This window comes from Paenibacillus sp. FSL K6-3182, from assembly GCF_037976325.1.
Taxonomy (GTDB): Bacteria; Bacillota; Bacilli; order Paenibacillales; family Paenibacillaceae; genus Pristimantibacillus.
This window is the reverse complement of the sequence record NZ_CP150265.1, coordinates 2,201,650-2,217,664: the sequence shown is the minus strand read 5'-3', so window position 1 is coordinate 2,217,664 and position 16,015 is coordinate 2,201,650. Positions and strand designations below refer to the sequence as shown.

At 43.4% G+C, this 16,015-nt stretch carries 14 protein-coding genes and 1 pseudogene; 3 read left to right on the top strand and 12 right to left on the bottom strand.

Annotated elements, in window-relative coordinates; translation table 11 throughout:
- Position 1 precedes the first annotated feature (1 nt).
- The 8 genes from ruvX to MHH56_RS09615 form a co-directional block, all read right to left on the bottom strand.
- Entirely contained in the window at positions 2–418 is a 417-nt protein-coding gene (gene ruvX / locus MHH56_RS09650) for a Holliday junction resolvase RuvX (RefSeq protein ID WP_076270814.1), read from the bottom strand.
- Between the two features lie 121 nt (positions 419–539).
- Positions 540–806: an IreB family regulatory phosphoprotein gene (locus MHH56_RS09645; protein WP_076270873.1), complete on the bottom strand. Its 267-nt coding sequence runs from the start codon at positions 804–806 to the stop codon at positions 540–542.
- 50 nt (positions 807–856) lie between these two features.
- Entirely contained in the window at positions 857–3,490 is a 2,634-nt protein-coding gene (alaS, locus tag MHH56_RS09640) for an alanine--tRNA ligase (RefSeq protein WP_339207914.1), read from the bottom strand.
- Between the two features lie 355 nt (positions 3,491–3,845).
- Complete coding sequence (locus MHH56_RS09635) at positions 3,846–4,916, bottom strand: AI-2E family transporter (RefSeq protein ID WP_076270816.1); 1,071 nt, start codon at positions 4,914–4,916, stop codon at positions 3,846–3,848.
- A 155-nt stretch (positions 4,917–5,071) separates the two neighbouring features.
- Entirely contained in the window at positions 5,072–5,269 is a 198-nt protein-coding gene (locus tag MHH56_RS09630) for a hypothetical protein (RefSeq protein WP_054027275.1), read from the bottom strand.
- Positions 5,270–5,282: 13 nt separating this feature from the next.
- On the bottom strand, positions 5,283–5,819 hold the full coding sequence (locus MHH56_RS09625) for a PRC-barrel domain-containing protein (RefSeq protein WP_083682557.1): 537 nt from the start codon (positions 5,817–5,819) through the stop codon (positions 5,283–5,285).
- Positions 5,820–5,836: 17 nt separating this feature from the next.
- A complete protein-coding gene (locus MHH56_RS09620) occupies positions 5,837–6,991 on the bottom strand; it encodes a cysteine desulfurase family protein (protein ID WP_339207912.1) in 1,155 nt (384 codons plus the stop codon).
- 12 nt (positions 6,992–7,003) lie between these two features.
- Complete coding sequence (locus tag MHH56_RS09615) at positions 7,004–7,423, bottom strand: Rrf2 family transcriptional regulator (RefSeq protein ID WP_054027272.1); 420 nt, start codon at positions 7,421–7,423, stop codon at positions 7,004–7,006.
- Between the two features lie 201 nt (positions 7,424–7,624).
- Here MHH56_RS09615 and mnmA point away from each other — a divergent pair, with 201 nt between their 5' ends.
- A complete protein-coding gene (gene mnmA / locus MHH56_RS09610) occupies positions 7,625–8,758 on the top strand; it encodes a tRNA 2-thiouridine(34) synthase MnmA (RefSeq protein WP_339207910.1) in 1,134 nt (377 codons plus the stop codon).
- Between the two features lie 74 nt (positions 8,759–8,832).
- Here mnmA and MHH56_RS09605 read toward each other — a convergent pair whose 3' ends face one another.
- Positions 8,833–10,173, bottom strand: a complete 1,341-nt coding sequence (locus MHH56_RS09605) for a hemolysin family protein (protein ID WP_339207908.1) — start codon at positions 10,171–10,173, stop codon at positions 8,833–8,835.
- A 378-nt stretch (positions 10,174–10,551) separates the two neighbouring features.
- Here MHH56_RS09605 and MHH56_RS09600 point away from each other — a divergent pair, with 378 nt between their 5' ends.
- Positions 10,552–11,121, top strand: coding sequence for a copper resistance protein CopC (locus MHH56_RS09600; RefSeq protein WP_339207906.1), 570 nt, complete (start codon positions 10,552–10,554; stop codon positions 11,119–11,121).
- Positions 11,121–12,206: a CopD family protein gene (locus MHH56_RS09595; RefSeq protein ID WP_339207905.1), complete on the top strand. Its 1,086-nt coding sequence runs from the start codon at positions 11,121–11,123 to the stop codon at positions 12,204–12,206. The genes MHH56_RS09600 and MHH56_RS09595 overlap by 1 nt, the downstream gene beginning before the upstream one ends.
- 101 nt (positions 12,207–12,307) lie before the next feature.
- Here MHH56_RS09595 and MHH56_RS09590 read toward each other — a convergent pair.
- The 3 genes and pseudogenes from MHH56_RS09590 to MHH56_RS09580 form a co-directional block, all read right to left on the bottom strand.
- A pseudogene (locus tag MHH56_RS09590) lies at positions 12,308–13,276 on the bottom strand (replication-associated recombination protein A); the annotation flags it as partial.
- Between the two features lie 288 nt (positions 13,277–13,564).
- On the bottom strand, positions 13,565–15,472 hold the full coding sequence (locus MHH56_RS09585) for an AAA family ATPase (RefSeq protein ID WP_339207904.1): 1,908 nt from the start codon (positions 15,470–15,472) through the stop codon (positions 13,565–13,567).
- A complete protein-coding gene (locus MHH56_RS09580) occupies positions 15,460–16,014 on the bottom strand; it encodes a hypothetical protein (RefSeq protein WP_339207903.1) in 555 nt (184 codons plus the stop codon). The genes MHH56_RS09585 and MHH56_RS09580 overlap by 13 nt, the downstream gene beginning before the upstream one ends.
- Position 16,015: the final 1 nt, after the last annotated feature.

Genomic DNA, 16,015 nt, shown 5'->3' with positions numbered 1-16,015 from the left:
CTCACCTTTTCGCTTTAGAATCGAGATAATTTTGCAAAATAAGCGTTGCCGCCATTTTGTCTATTACAAGCTTTCGCTTCTTCCGGCTGACGTCCGCTTCAATAAGCGTTCGTTCGGCAGCTACCGTTGTCAGCCTTTCGTCCCAAAGGTGAACAGGTATGTTTAGTTTCTGCTTAATCTGTTCTGCGAATTCTATACAAATTTCTCCACGTGGACCGATGGTGCCATTCATGTTTTTTGGAAGACCAACAACAATTTCACTAACCTCATGCTCCTTAACCAGATCGGCAATACGGTCAAACTCACTATGGTCTCGCCTTCGTTCAATAACACCAGTTCCTTGCGCGGTCCAACGAAAAGCGTCGCTGACAGCAACTCCTATGTTGCGGTCACCGTAATCAAGTCCCATCAATCTCATGTCTTGTCCGGCTCCTGCCTCATTAGTTAAAATATAAGAATTTATAAGTTTATCTGCTTATAAACTGCTTATATTTCTCTGCGAAACGATAGCTAAGCCTCCTAAGGGGGGCTTTAGCCGTTTACGCTTGTTGTTTCTTATGGTTTAGATAAAACCGGACAAGCTCTTCGATTAATTCGTCTCGTTCCTTCTTGCGAATTAAACTCCTGGCGTTGTTATGCCGCGGAATATACGCGGGATCTCCGGACAGCAAATACCCAACGATCTGGTTAATCGGATTATACTCTTTCTCTAGAAGCGCTTCATGCACGGATAGCAGAATGTCTTGAGAAGATTCAACCCCCTCCGCCTTCACGTTAAATTTCATTGTTTTGTCCATGGAACTCATCGCCAGCACCTCGCTTTCCAAACCGCATTTCAATGAGATATACACTCATATCATATCACATTTGTTTGATTAAGAACTAGTTCTTCTGTAAGTTTCAACGCTTCATCCAACTTCGTTGTGTCTTTTCCGCCTGCTTGCGCCATATCTGGGCGTCCGCCGCCGCTGCCGCCGCAATGAATTGCAGCTTCTTTTACAATTTTGCCCGCATGGAAACCTTTTTTAATTAAATCTGCAGAAACGGCAGCTGCAAGGTTCACTTTGTCATCCGAAATCGCACCAAGCACGATAACACTTGACTCCAGCTTCAGCTTCAATTCATCAACTATGCCGCGAAGCGCGTCCATTGAAGGAGCATTCACTTTTGCGCAAAGGACAGTGATGCCATTCACTATTTTCGCGTTTTGCTCAAGTGATCCTGCTTCGATCCGGCTCAGCTTCGCTTGAAGGGATTCATTCTCGCGAGAGAACTCCTTCACTTGACCGAACAATGCTTCAATCCGTTTTGGCACATCATTTGCATTTGATTTCAGAAGTGCAGCCGATTGCTTAAGCAGGTCAAGCTGACCATCTAAATAGTTATACGCATGTTTACCCGTAACGGCTTCAATTCTTCGAACACCCGACCCAATACCGCTTTCGCTTAACAGCTTGAACAATCCGATTTGCGATGTATTGCTTACATGACAGCCTCCGCATAGCTCCAAGCTATAGCTGCCAACTTGAACCACACGAACCTCATCGCCGTATTTCTCGCCGAACAACGCCATCGCGCCCATCGCTTTAGCTTCATTCAATGATTTCGTTTCGATGGATACTGGAGTTCCAAGCCAAATTTGCTCATTGACGCGGCGTTCAATCGTTACTAGCTCTTCAGCAGTTATACTGCCAAAGTGCGAGAAGTCAAAGCGCAGGCGTTCAGCCTCTACCGAAGAGCCCGCTTGATTGACATGATCGCCAAGCACTTCTTTGAGCGCTTTATGAAGCAAATGCGTTGCCGTATGGTTTTTGATAATGTCATCGCGCACAGCTCTAGCAACGCTCGCCTCTACTGCTTCACCTGTACGAGCAGTACCTGAGGTAACAACAGCATGATGGACGCTTTGACCGTGCGGTGCTTTAGTTACTTCTTCAACCTGAAGCGTAAAGCCATTGCCCGTAATCGTTCCTGTATCTCCGATTTGTCCGCCGCTTTCTGCATAGAAAGGTGTGCGATCCAATATCACAACGACTTTGCTTCCTTCTGGAGCCGATTCACCCAACAGATCCTCATGAACGATGGCAATGATTTTGGACTCAGTTACCAGTTCATTATAGCCAACAAACTCACTTTTAACCGTGAAATCGCCGAGCGGTCCGCCTTGAACCTTCATGCTTCCAGTATCTTGGCGAGCTGCGCGGGCACGGTCGCGCTGTGCTTCCATCGCTTCGTCGAATCCAGCACGATCAACCGTCATTCCATTTTCTGAAGCAAAGTCCTCCGTCAGATCGAAAGGAAAGCCGTAAGTATCATACAAGCGGAATGCATCATCGCCATTAATCTCTTTTTGGCCAGCTTTCGTACCAGCAGCTACCAGATCAGACAGCATAGCTAGTCCATCGGACAATGTCTCATGGAAACGCTCTTCTTCCGTACGGATAACCCGCTCGATAAATTCACGTTTTTCTACAACCTCTGGATAATAAACGCCCATAACCTCGCCAACAATTGAAGTCAGCTCATGCAAAAACGGACGGTCGATTCCGATTGTTTTTCCGTAACGAACAGCTCTGCGAAGCAAACGGCGAATGATGTAGCCACGGCCTTCGTTAGATGGCATTACGCCATCACCTACTGCGAACGCTACTGTACGAATATGATCGGCAATAACTTTAAGCGCAACATCATGCTCTTCATTCACTTTGTAGCTTACTTTCGCAATTTCACAAGTGCGGTCGATAATGGGACGGAATAAATCCGTATCAAAGTTCGAATCCACATCTTGCAAAATAGAAGCAAAACGCTCAAGTCCTGCGCCTGTATCGATGTTTTTGATTGGAAGCGGCGTGTAGCTGCCGTCTTTATTATGATTGAATTGTGAGAATACAACGTTCCAAACTTCTAGGAAACGCTCGTTCTCACCGCCTGGCCAGCATTCTGGGTCCGAAAGATCGCCATATTTGTCACCGCGGTCATAGAAAATTTCAGTACAAGGTCCGCAAGGGCCCTCTCCAATATCCCAAAAATTTTCTTCCAGCTTATAAATTCGTTCAGCAGGAAGGCCAATTTTCGTATTCCAGAACTCGAATGCTTCTACATCTTCTGGATATACCGTTACCGACAAGCGATTAGGATCAAAACCAATCCATTTTGGCTCAGTCAGAAACTCCCATGCCCAAGTAATAGCTTCTTCCTTGAAGTAATCACCGATCGAGAAATTGCCCAACATCTCAAAAAACGTATGATGACGGCGGGTTTTGCCTACGTTTTCGATATCATTCGTACGAATGCACTTCTGTGAATTCGTAATACGCGGGTTTTCTGGAACGATGCGTCCGTCAAAATAAGCCTTTAGCGGCGCCATACCTGCATTAATCCATAGCAAGGACGGGTCATTATGCGGTACAAGCGATGCACTTGGTTCAATTTTGTGGCCTTTGCTTTCAAAAAATGCAAGCCATTTTGCACGAATTTCACTAGCTTTCATTAGGATGAGCCCCCTTCAAATGATAAAACACAAAAAAAGCCCCTGTCATTGACAGGGACGAATAGAATCGCGGTACCACCCTGGTTATTGCCTCGCTGCAAACAGCTAGAGCAATCGCCTTCATTAGACATTAACGGGTCCAACCGGTGAAGTTCATTCACACTCCGAAAATAGCTTTCGGCCACTCTTCGTTATAAAAGCTCTCTCAACCGACGCGGCTGCTTATCGAAAAGCAAATGCGAAGAAGCTTTCTCTCTGGCTAACGGGCATTGGCTTACTTCATTTCATCAACGATTTATTCCCTTATAATTGACACTTGATTATTTTAAAATTATAGCCACAGCCTATCCGCCTGTCAAATAATCTTTCTTCGCACGTAGTAGGCGAACATATGCTGAATGATCACTTTGCAGGCTGCAAAAATAGGAACCGCCAAAATCATGCCAACAATGCCTGCAATCTCCCCTCCGACCAGCAATGCAAAAATGATCGACAAGGGATGCATATGGAGAGTACGGCCAACTACTTGTGGAGAGATTACGTTACCTTCGAGTATTTGGCACAGGGTGTTGATAATCGCGACAAGGATGACCATCTTAATGGAAACCGTAGATGCCATTAGTATTGCAGGTGCTGCTCCAAAAAAAGGACCGAGATACGGAATGACATTCGTTATCGCAACGATGCCGGCAAGGAGCAGCGCATAAGGCATGCCGATCAACAGGTACCCGAAATAAGCAAGCACGCCAACGATAATACAAACCAAAAACTGTCCGCGAATATAGCTGCCAAGTGCCGTATCGATATCTTTAAGCAGCCTGACCGTATTTTTGCGATGTGATTTGGGTACATACGTAATGACCGTTCTTTCAAACACATCAAAATCCTTTAATATGTAGAAAGCGAGAAACGGAATAATGAACGCGATAAACACTGCATTTAACATGGACCCAATATTGTTAACAAAGTTGAACAAACTCTCCGACAGCTTTTTTTCCATATGCAAAAGTGACTTATTAAGCCCACTTCGAATACTCTCCGGTAAAAAAGAAGTGTTGTTAATGTCCGTGACGATATTTTGAGCACGCATGGAAAGCTCAGGCACATGACGATTGATTTCCTGTACTTGTTCGATGAACATTGGAATCAAGTTAACGAGAATCACCGTAATGACTGCACAAAACACTGCATATATGAGCAGCACGGCAATCGTCCTAGGAACCTTTCGGTCATGCAGCATCGTAACGATCGGATTCAGCACATAAGAAATTATCATCGCGATTATAAATGGAGCAAAAACGGCTTTTACAAACACATATACGTTCACAATAAGCGGTTTTATAAGCAGCATAAGATAAATCGCAAGCAGACCCAAAATGATGTAAACCAGCCAGACAAACAGACGGTTCTTCGTAAAGCGCTCCACCGTCCTCACCCCCGAACTTTCTTTATCCGCTTCGCTCTTAGCAAGACAAGCCGAACTAGTTCAGTATATGTACAAGCGCCCTAAATCATCCTATAACAGCAAAAAAAAGACGGCCAAAGACCGTCTTTTGATATTCAAGTTTATAGCAACGCACGTCAGTTGACGTGAACTTGTGTAATTTCTTCCTCAAAGAACAAGTCGTCGAGTGAGCTTAACGTGCCATCCTCTTCCACTTGGTAAACCGACATTTTGTCGCCGTTAACCGTCAGTTCAATGAAGCAGCCCCAGCAATAAAACTGGTGGGAACCGATCTTTCCGATATCTTTCGAATTACAATTCGGACATCTCATCATCTTTCATTTCTCCCTATCCTCTGAAATTGGAAGCTGCGACAGGCTCCAATTCCGCTTCACTGACAGCAGGAACAATAATCGCGTCTTCCCCGAGTAATACGCTATCCGGATCACTCGGCGCCTTCAGCCATCTGCGCCCTTCCATCAGATCCGAAACAAAACCGTCCGTAAGCTCGTAGCCTATTATTTGTGTACCCTCTTTTGGGTAAAAATAAACATCCGACACTCTGCCAAGTTGAATACCTTGTACAGTTACGACGGGCAGATCCTTTAATTTCACTAATCCTGTGTCATAAGAACGTAGCAATTGCTTCGACTTCATCCGAACGATCGCCGCTTCACTTGCTATAATAACGGTGTCCTCTCCGCAAGATATCACGTGAGTCCACTCCACTATTTTTACGGAGGAAGCAAACCACTTGGGACAATCGAGTATTAGCCCTTTCAGCTGCCAATGCTCATCGAACCAGGCGTCCTTGACAGTTCCAACAAGTTTGCCGGAATGGATAACGATTACGGGTAGTCCAATAAGCCGTTGAAGTTTGATCACGCTTAGCTGGAGTCCTCCTAGTAGTTATTACGAATACGCCTCACGATTGTTCCAACTTTTTGTGCGGCATCTTCTAATTCCTCCAAAGTATTCCCCAAACCAAAGCTAAATCTTACAGCAGAATTAATTTGTTCCTCGGGCAATTGCATTGCTCGAAGTACATGTGACCGCTCAAGCGCGCCGGAGGTACAAGCAGAACCGCTTGCTGCTGCGATACCTTCCATATCCAAATTCATGAGCATCGTTTCCGTATCGACACCAATAAAGCTGATATTTACGATATGCGGCAAATAGTGCTGCTCCGAGCCATTTATTACGATAGGCACTTCAACATGGTTGTGAAGCAGTTCTATCCATCTCTTACGAAGCTCGTCCATAAAAAGTTGCTTATTTTCTCGCTCGTTCACACAAATGTCAACTGCGGCAGCAAACCCGACGATCCCCGCAATATTTTCTGTGCCTGCACGCCGCTTTCTCTCTTGGGATCCACCATGCTGAAGAGCGTCAATCGGCGTACCGTTAGCCACATAAAGTGCGCCAACACCTTGAGGACCGTTGATCTTATGGGCGGAGAAGCTCATCAAATCGACTGGCAGCTCATTGAGCCTATACTCGAATGAGCCCAAAGCTTGAACTGCATCCACATGAAAAACAGCACCGCCAGCTCTAGCTATGCGCCCTATTTCTTCAATCGGCTGAATCGTTCCAACCTCGTTATTTCCATGCATGATGCTAATAAGGCCTGTTTCCGGGGTCATGGCTTCTTGAACAAGCTCTGGTGATGTTCGTCCAAAGCTATCAATAGGTAGTACGGTTAGGGAGAAACCTTCTTCCTTAACCAGCCATTCGCATGTATGAAGAACAGCGTGATGTTCACCCGCTGAAGTTATAATATGTGATTTGCCTCGTTTACGCTGTGCTCTAGCAGCCCCAATTAGAGCGGCATTATCGCTTTCCGTTCCACCTGAGGTAAATAATAATTGTCCCGGCTTGCAGCCAATTGCTGCTGAAATGAGATCTCGTGATCGATTTAACTGATGCTTGGCCGCTCTTCCAAAAGCATGCATACTAGACGAATTGCCGCCGGAGCCTTGCATTACCTCAAGCATCGCTTGGATGACTTTCGGATGCATAGGTGTAGTGGCGGCATGATCAAAATAATGATTTGTCATAGGTCGGCTTCCTTAAATATAGAACATATAGCTATCAGGTTTGCCAGCATCTTCGAAATTAATTAGATCTGCAAGCGTAGTCGAATCTAATACTTCTGCAATACTGTCTCTAATGCGCAGCCAAAGCTGACGTTTAGCCGGATCGTCTTCTTCTGTAAAGTCTACAGGTGAAATCGGACCTTCAAGAATTCGAATAATATCCCCAGACGTAATCGTTTCCGGATCCTTCGATAAAATATAGCCGCCATAAGCTCCGCGAATACTTTTCACAAGACCAGCATTTCTAAGGGGTGCTACTAATTGCTCCAAATAGTGCTCGGAAAGCTGATTTCGTTCAGCGATACTTTTGAGCGAAGTCGGGCCTTCACCAAATTTAGCCGCAAGCTCCATCATAATAGTTAAGCCATAACGGCCTTTCGTCGATATTTTCAAAGTGGCACCTCTTTTATTGTTTTTAGTATTGATTTATGATTGTGTCTTCCTCATTGGTTGTTAATTCTCTGTATTCCCATTTCACTTATATGTTAACATATCGAGCGGGCGGAGTGTGCAAAAAGGTTGACATCTTCATGAAAAAGTTTGCAGCCTATGTTACAATAATAAATGTTTGATTCAAGCAAGGTGGTGTTTACGATGGAAAAACCAAAAGCTTCGACAAGAGTTGTCGTCGGGATGTCAGGCGGCGTCGATTCCTCCGTCACTGCACTGCTGCTAAAGCAGCAAGGATATGACGTTGTCGGCATTTTTATGAAAAACTGGGATGATACCGATGAATTCGGTCATTGCACGGCGGAAGAGGATTCTGAAGATGTACGCCGCGTATGTGAACAAATTGGCATTCCCTACTATACCGTGAATTTTGAACGGCAATATTTTGACAAGGTATTCACATACTTTCTAGATGAGTACAAGCGCGGACGTACGCCTAACCCAGACGTAATGTGCAACCGCGAGATTAAATTTGGTGACTTCCTGCAGCGCGCCTTGGAGCTTGGAGCGGATTATTTGGCAACAGGCCATTATGCTCAAGTAGAACGTACCGAGGATGGTACAACGAAGCTCATTCGCGGAGTCGATTCAAATAAAGATCAGACGTACTTCCTTAGCGCCCTTAATCAGAAGCAGCTGGCTAAAGCGATGTTCCCGATTGGGCATCTTCCGAAGCCTGAGGTACGCCGTATTGCTGAAGAAGCTGGCCTTTATACCGCTAAGAAAAAAGACAGCACAGGCGTTTGCTTCATCGGGGAGCGCAATTTCAAAACCTTCCTTAGCGGCTATCTTCCCGCTCAAGCCGGCGATATGATTGATATTAGAAACGGCGAGAAAAAAGGTCGTCACGATGGGTTGATGTATTACACGCTCGGCCAGCGCCAAGGACTTGGCATTGGCGGATCAGGTTCCGGCGAGCCTTGGTTCGTAGCGGACAAGGATTTGGAGAAAAACATTCTTTATGTTGTACAGGGAGAGCAGCATGCCAGCCTTTACTCTGAGAGCTTGACGGCAACTGGCATGAACTGGATTCTACCAGTAAAAAGCGGAGATACCATTCGCTGCACCGCCAAATTCCGTTATCGCCAGCCCGATCAAGGCGTCAGCGTAACGATTGGCGAAGATGGAAACGCGCATATCGTGTTTGACAAGCCTCAGAAAGCCATTACACCTGGACAAGCTGTCGTACTCTACGACGGCAACGTTTGCCTTGGCGGAGGCACGATCGATAAAGTTAAGAAAGTCGATCCTGCTGCTGATTTTGCAAAGCAAGCATAACAACACGAAAAGCTGCCTGAAGCATCCGCTATTGATGCATTAGGCAGCTTTTCTTTTGATCAAAACGTTCATGTTCAGCCAAAATATTGGCCGTTCTGTCCTTTTTTTCTCTCGCCAATCTTTCGAATCAGAAGCCTGGAGATCCGAAGATGATCCGTCTCTTCAATAATGAATTCATATTCTCCAGCGTAATCGACACGCTGATTGTTGACAGGAGGTATGTTTATTTTGGAATACATCCAGCCCCCGATTGTATCATAATCATCCGTTTCGATATCGAGATTGAAGAAGCTGTTGACTTCCTCGATCAGCATGAGACCACTAATGGAGTAGGTATTGTCGTCTTTTTTCTCAAGAGGCTCTCGTTCCTCGTCAAATTCATCTTGAATCTCGCCGACGATTTCCTCCATAATATCCTCCAGCGTTACTAAGCCGGAAGTGCCGCCGTACTCGTCAATCAAAATAGCAATTTGCGACTTTCGTTTTTGCATCAGCTTCAGCAGTGTACTAATTTGCATCGATTCGGGTACTGTCGTAATCGGTCTCGTAATTTGCCTTATATCCTGCAGATTGTGCATCGTGTCCTTCAGTAAATCCTTGATATGCACGAACCCAATGATATTGTCCTTGTCATTCTCACAAACCGGATAACGCGTCAGCATTTGCTCCAGCGCAATTTTTTTATTGTCGGCTAAAGTGCAGCTTGTATTCAGGCATATCATTTCTGTTCGAGGAATCATAATTTCACGCGCATTCGTCTCGGCAAAATCAAAAATGTTATCAACAAGCGTTAGCTCCATATTATCTATTAAACCGTTTTTGTGGCTCTCCTTCATCAAAATCCGAATTTCATCCTCCGTGTGCGCCGAATCCTTCTCGGTCACAGGCTCAATTCCAATTTTTCTAAGAAGCAAATTGGCTACCCCGTTAAATAACCAAATAAAGGGAAAAATAAGCTTATAAAAACAAACGAGCGGCAACGCTGTCAATCGCGTAATGGATTCAGCTTTGCGGATTGCAATCGTTTTTGGCGCCAGCTCTCCAAGTACTATTTGCAGCATCGTAATGAGAATAAAGGCAAGCAAAAATGAAAAGGCATGAACAAACCATTCACTGCGAATGCCGATGAAAGCCATAGCAGGCTTGATCACATTTGCAATAGCTGGACCGCCAACCCATCCGAGGCCAAGCGAAGCAAGCGTAATACCAAGCTGGCACGCAGATAAATAAGCATCTAAATTGCCTGTCATATGAGAGGCAAGCTTCGCTCTCGAATCACCATCTGCGATTATTGTATCTAAGCGGCTTCCTCTTACCTTCACCATTGCAAACTCGGCAGCAACAAAAAAACTGTTCATCATGATAAAAACAAAAATAAGCAGCAGAGACAAGCTGGTCGGTAATGGGTCAATCACTGGATTCCTGTCCTCCGCAAGAAATGAAACGGGATGCGATGACAGGTGCACCTCCTTTTGGAACAAAGATACGGCAATCTTTGTGTAGTATGAGATTTCTCCTAGATGACAAACCGCCGCGTCAAACGGTAAAGCATACGAGCCATATACCGCTCTCAAGACTGTAATTATGTCTATTCGCCATAGGCTAGCACTTATACGCAGATTTCCAGTCTTTCTAAGCGTTTTTTATAGGAAGCATCAAACGATCTTCAACAAATGTTCACTAAGCCGCAATGAATTGATCATTTTATTTGGCGCAACAGCGAATTGGAATCTGTTATAATGCAATGAGCTTACTAAGTAGGCTCGTTACAAAAATATGTAGGAGGTTTAAAAATGAAACGAATATTGCTTATTTTTCTTGCCGCTCTATGGCTCGTTCCGGGCGTAGCGATGGCCCATTCCAAACTAGAAAGCGCGGTGCCTGCGCGAGATGCGACGGTCGCTGCCTCACCAGAGCGTATAGAGATGACATTTAACACAAAGATCGAGAAGCTTAGTAATTTTAAAATATTAAATGCTGCGGGCGAGGAAATGGAAAAAGAAAAGGTCGAGGTTGACGGCATGACGATGACCGGATCAGTACCTAATCCTTTGCCTAATGGTATTTATACAGTTAAGTGGGTCATTATCGGAGCGGATGGTCATTCGGTGGAAGGCGATTATTCGTTTACTGTAGAAGCGCCTGTTGTTACTGAACAACCAAGCGAAGAACCAACAGCTACAGCTACTGAAGCACCAGCAGAGACAACGGCTCCTACTCCTTCTCCTGATGCTAGCACTAATACTGACGGAGGAAGCAGTGAAGCTACAACTAATGATGCTGGGACAAACTATACTCCTTATGTCGTTATCGGTGTCATTATCGTAGCAGCAGTTCTCTTATTCATGCGGAGGCGCAAATAATGATCTATATCAGCGAAGGCCTTCTATACATTTGCTTCGCCATTTTAACGGGCACCTTTCTATTGCGGCTTGTACCGGAGGACAGAAGGCCTTCCGTTCATGTACCGCATGGCCTGCTGCTCGCATGCGCAGTAGCAATACCGTTCTTATCCTACGTTCCTATTCATAAGCTTGCTATCGTATTTGCCAAAGATTTTGACATGAGCTACGGCGCTATTCTAAAGAGCATCCTGCTCGATGTTAATACAGGCAAAGCGTGGGTATGGACAACCATCGGATCAGCTGGACTCGCTTTTCTACTAGGGCTTAAAGCATTCCGGGGCGATAAGCATATGCCTAAGGTAGCTTTGTTTGTTACCTTTTTGCTAATTGTGTGGCTGGGTTATGCAGGACATGCTTCATCCTTGTATGGATTTAAAGGTTTAATTACACATTCTGCTCATTTTCTCGCAGTCAGCGTATGGATCGGCATTTTGTTTGTGATCAGTTGGTTTTCCAAAGACGATGCCAATTGGAATGCATTTCTGCGTTGGTTTTCGCCAGTAGCCATAGTTTCTGTTGTTGTAACGCTTCTTGCCGGCATTACGCTTATGTCATTCACAACTCCAGAATATGTAAACTCATGGATGCTTCCCTACGGTCAGATGCTGCTGATTAAACATCTACTGATTTTGCCTCTACTGCTGTTTGCTTTCTCAAATGGCTTCGGATACAAAAAAATAGCAAAAACCAATCCGAATTTCAATCCAAGACGCTGGCTAAAAGCAGAAAGCTTCATTGCTTTGCTCGTGCTTGCAGCAACAGGTGTGCTTGGTCAACAAGCACCACCGCATAAGGTGAAGGAGACACTGCAATCGGAATCACCTTCTCCATTTTTCACTTCAATTTACAAAGGAAACTTCAGCCCTGACATCAGCTTGAAATTCACGCTGAACATGGAGTGCCTGCTCATGCTTGCGGCAGCTGCACTAATGGCGGTCGGTCTGCTTTGGATGTATCGCGTAAATAAGCTTATGCCAGCTTTTGTAATGGGTATTTTGTCAGTGGTATTCGGCTATTTCGGCCTGATGTTTGCGATTGCTTAAAAGAATAACAAGAAAAACTCCTGCTAATATGATAAAGAGGTAAGCTTAGGAATGAGCTTACCTCCATCAAATTAGCAGGAGTTTTTTTATGAATTAACTTATCATTTTCCTTGGCGTTTTTGCTGATTTTGCCTTATTTTATCTTCCATCCCTTGCTCGGTAGCCTTATAAAAGGTCATTCCCCCAAGCGTATTCGGCAAATATTGCTGCTTTACGTAATGGTTCGGAAAATCATGCGGATATTGATACCCCTCGTGGCCAAGCTGCTGCGCCCCCTTGTAGTGGGTGTCGCGCAAATGCAGCGGTACCTCTGCACCGCCTGCTCGCTCGATTGCCGCCTCTGCATTGCCGATTGCAATGGCAGTAGCATTCGACTTGGGACTCTCTACCGCGAACAGAATCGCTTGTGAGATGTTATATTTCGCTTCAGGCCAGCCTATCTTATGATAGGCATCCATCGCTGTAACCGCTTGAATCATCGCTTGCGGATTAGCAAGTCCAATATCTTCGCTGCATGCCACAATCAGCCTGCGGATAAACGTCATCGGCTCCATGCCCAGCTTCTCCACAGCATATAAAAACCAAAATAACGCTGCGTCGCTTGAACCTCTTACACTTTTGTGAAACGCCGACAGCACATCATATTGTGTAGATAGATCTGCGCGAATGGACGGCTTCCTTATGGACTCTTGAGCCACCTCAAGCGTCAACCGGACAGAACCATCCATCTCAGACGGCGTTGTCACCGCAGCCAGCTCAAGCGCATTAAGCGCCCTGCGGATGTCTCCGCCAGCCATTGCAGCGATATGCCGCAGCGCGTCCTCATCTACTTGCAAGTCCATAAAGCCTAAACCCCGCTCACGATCGGCTAGCGCTCTTATCATCGCTTCATAGGCGTGCTCCTCGCCAAGCGCTTCGAGCTGAAACAAAGTTGAACGTGACAATAGAGCGCCATTCACATGATGAAATGGATTTTCTGTTGTCGCCCCTATAAAAATAATAATGCCCTGCTCAACAGCAGGAAGCAGCGCATCCTGCCTAGCTGTATTAAAGCGATGCACCTCGTTTATTCTGTTTCCAATCACAAGTACACTCCAGTACACTCATATTCATTTTATCAAATTAAAAAACCAACACTCCACATTTAGTGGAACGATGGTTCTTCAAATCTATGTATCAGTAGCAGGAATTATCATCAGGAAAGCGTTGTAGTTTAATAAATGAATATCAATTGTTTCATACACCATTGAATGATTCAATATATTATTAAAAATCTCATATTTGACTTACATACAATACGATATGAATCCATACAAAAAGCAGATACCGCATATTAAAACGGTCTCTGCTTTGATTGACTATTTCAGTTGCAACAACTTCTCACCATCAGGAATGGTTTGTTTAACAAAGCCTGCTAATGAAGTTGGATATTTCCCTAATCCAGTTGTAAGTATAATCTGATAGTCTGTTGATTGTAATTCAGATATTCTATCCATACATTTATCCAGATTGTCTTTATCAATTCCTAAGTTCTCAGGTGTATCTATAAGTAAAAACTGAGGGAATGGGATACGACTCTTAGCGTCTAGAGACATAGATAACAAAGTCAAAAAGTATAAAAATCTCTTAGGCACATCTGAACTAGCCTCTCTATAAACACCATCATTTAGAACAGGCATGTAATCCTCGTTAATCTCTGCGCTTGTTACTTCCCTTAAAGTTTTAGTCATAAAACCATTATAGGTCTCATTAAACTTTTTGGTCTGAGCGTTTATTAATAGCTCGATTGCATCCTGTGTACTCCTCACTTTGGTTTGAAGTGATGAAAAATCACTTTTAGCCTTGTTATAAGCTCGTTCAATTCCTTCATACTTTTCAATCATTTTAATCCGATTATCAGTATCTTGAATGGAGTTTCTTAAATGATAAACACGCTCATTCAATTGGAGCAATTCTTGATTGTTAGAATTGGTGTGCTGTTCAGCTTCTTTTAATTGATTTCGAATGCTATCCAGGTTCAAACGAATTTGTTTTATGGCTTCCTGTAAAGAGGTAATCTCTTTGGCACAGGAATTGATTGCCACATCTATGGTCTCAACAGATTTTTGTTTTGAACGTAAAATCTCTACATACTCTTGCGAGTTATAAAAAAAGTGTTCGCTTTGACCCTCTTGAATTTCAGCACCGCATAAGCAAACTCCACTAATACGCTCTACTTTATTAAAGCAACAAGGACAGTGGTCTGGAGAAAATATATGCAAAGTATTATGAGAAAAAATGATTTTATTAATATGCGAAACTTCTCTAATCAGTTCTTCTTTTAATTCAATCAAGTCACGTTGTTCAAAAGAAACATTACTGAGATTTGTCTGAACTTCTGCAAGCTCTTGTTCTTTTTGAACCAACCCTTGACGAAGTTGTTGAATTTGTAGTTCAAATTTTGAAGAATCTGATTTTCGATTTCTTACATCCTGACGCAATAAATGAACTCGTTGAAGTTCTAACTTTTCTTCTGTTAGCTTTCTTAATAATTCACTTGATGGAAGACTGCTTACGTCATAACCCATTTCAGTCGCTAATACGCCAAAGTTATCAAAAAGTATCTTTTTAGCATCTCTTTGCTTTTCGTATTCACGTAATTGACCAAGCATGGCATAATATTCAGAAAAACGATGACCTACTAATAGCTCAAATATAACTTTACGTATATGGGCTGAGTCTGAAATAAAGTTATTATCTGACTTATGCTCTTTATATATTTTTTTCGGCTCTGTCCCTTGGTCATAATGGATAAGACGAAACAAATCAGTGAAATTAACTTTAAAATGAGAAGTTCCTTGCCAAACATCGACTACTTCAATACCCAGTTTTTGAAGCAGCCAATCTGAATAAGTGGATTGACCCTCTGGCATGTGTTGTCTGTTTAAATATAAAGCTTCTTCATTGCCATTCTTATCACGAACAATAATCATGTTATTCTGCTTTTGTCCAAAATATCTCTTAACCCAATAAGTCTCTTGGCTGATTTCCATTTCAAGCAGAACAAAATTATTAGTATCATTTTTAATCTCTTTATGCACTTCTGTTTTGGAGAAGTTAAACATGTGAACATAATCACCAAGCGCATAACAAATCAAAGCACTAAACGTGGATTTTCCTCCACCATTTCCAGCCTCAATAATATTAACTCCGTCAGTTAAAAGCGGCGAACTGTAGGTGTACTTATCGCCATTGTAATGCACTCGTTTGATTTTTAGTCTTCCCATATGTGTACACCCCTTTTGCGGAACAGTTCTTCAAGTAGAGAATCAGTCTTCATAGTTCTTATATGTGAAAACATAGTTTTAATTTCATTGCTGTGGTCACGTTCCATTCTAAAAAACTCTGATGACAAAAATTCCTCTGGAAGATTCTCAATGCAAAGCCATACATCAAATGATTTTCTAGTCACATTTTTGGACATGGAAAGAATACCCTTTTGTTGTAGAGCATAGAACAATGACCCTACCCAGTTTAATCGCAACCTACTCTTCAAATAAGTTTCCTTCAAGTGAATCCTATCGATTGGAGATGCTTTACTTTCTAATACTTTATTAGAGGAGACAATAGAAAATAAAGTATGGTTAGATAAAAAGGGAATAAGATAATTTAATTTTGACCATTCTTGTAGCCGTTTGCTCTCACTAGTGAAACCAAGCTCATGTAAAAAAATGATTGTATTATATGCAAAGTAGTAATAATCGTCCTCTGCGCTAAACATCATCCGTTTCTTTACATTAAGGTTCTCATTCTTCATTTGGTCATTCATT

Coding starts and splice junctions, on each gene's coding strand:
- ruvX (WP_076270814.1), bottom strand. CDS start 418: ATGAGATTGATGGGACTTGATTACGGTGACCGCAACATAGGAGTTGCT.
- MHH56_RS09585 (WP_339207904.1), bottom strand. CDS start 15,472: ATGGGAAGACTAAAAATCAAACGAGTGCATTACAATGGCGATAAGTAC.
- MHH56_RS09595 (WP_339207905.1), top strand. CDS start 11,121: ATGATCTATATCAGCGAAGGCCTTCTATACATTTGCTTCGCCATTTTA.
- mnmA (WP_339207910.1), top strand. CDS start 7,625: ATGGAAAAACCAAAAGCTTCGACAAGAGTTGTCGTCGGGATGTCAGGC.
- MHH56_RS09600 (WP_339207906.1), top strand. CDS start 10,552: ATGAAACGAATATTGCTTATTTTTCTTGCCGCTCTATGGCTCGTTCCG.
- alaS (WP_339207914.1), bottom strand. CDS start 3,490: ATGAAAGCTAGTGAAATTCGTGCAAAATGGCTTGCATTTTTTGAAAGC.
- MHH56_RS09645 (WP_076270873.1), bottom strand. CDS start 806: ATGAGTTCCATGGACAAAACAATGAAATTTAACGTGAAGGCGGAGGGG.
- MHH56_RS09630 (WP_054027275.1), bottom strand. CDS start 5,269: ATGATGAGATGTCCGAATTGTAATTCGAAAGATATCGGAAAGATCGGT.
- MHH56_RS09620 (WP_339207912.1), bottom strand. CDS start 6,991: ATGACAAATCATTATTTTGATCATGCCGCCACTACACCTATGCATCCG.
- MHH56_RS09580 (WP_339207903.1), bottom strand. CDS start 16,014: ATGAATGACCAAATGAAGAATGAGAACCTTAATGTAAAGAAACGGATG.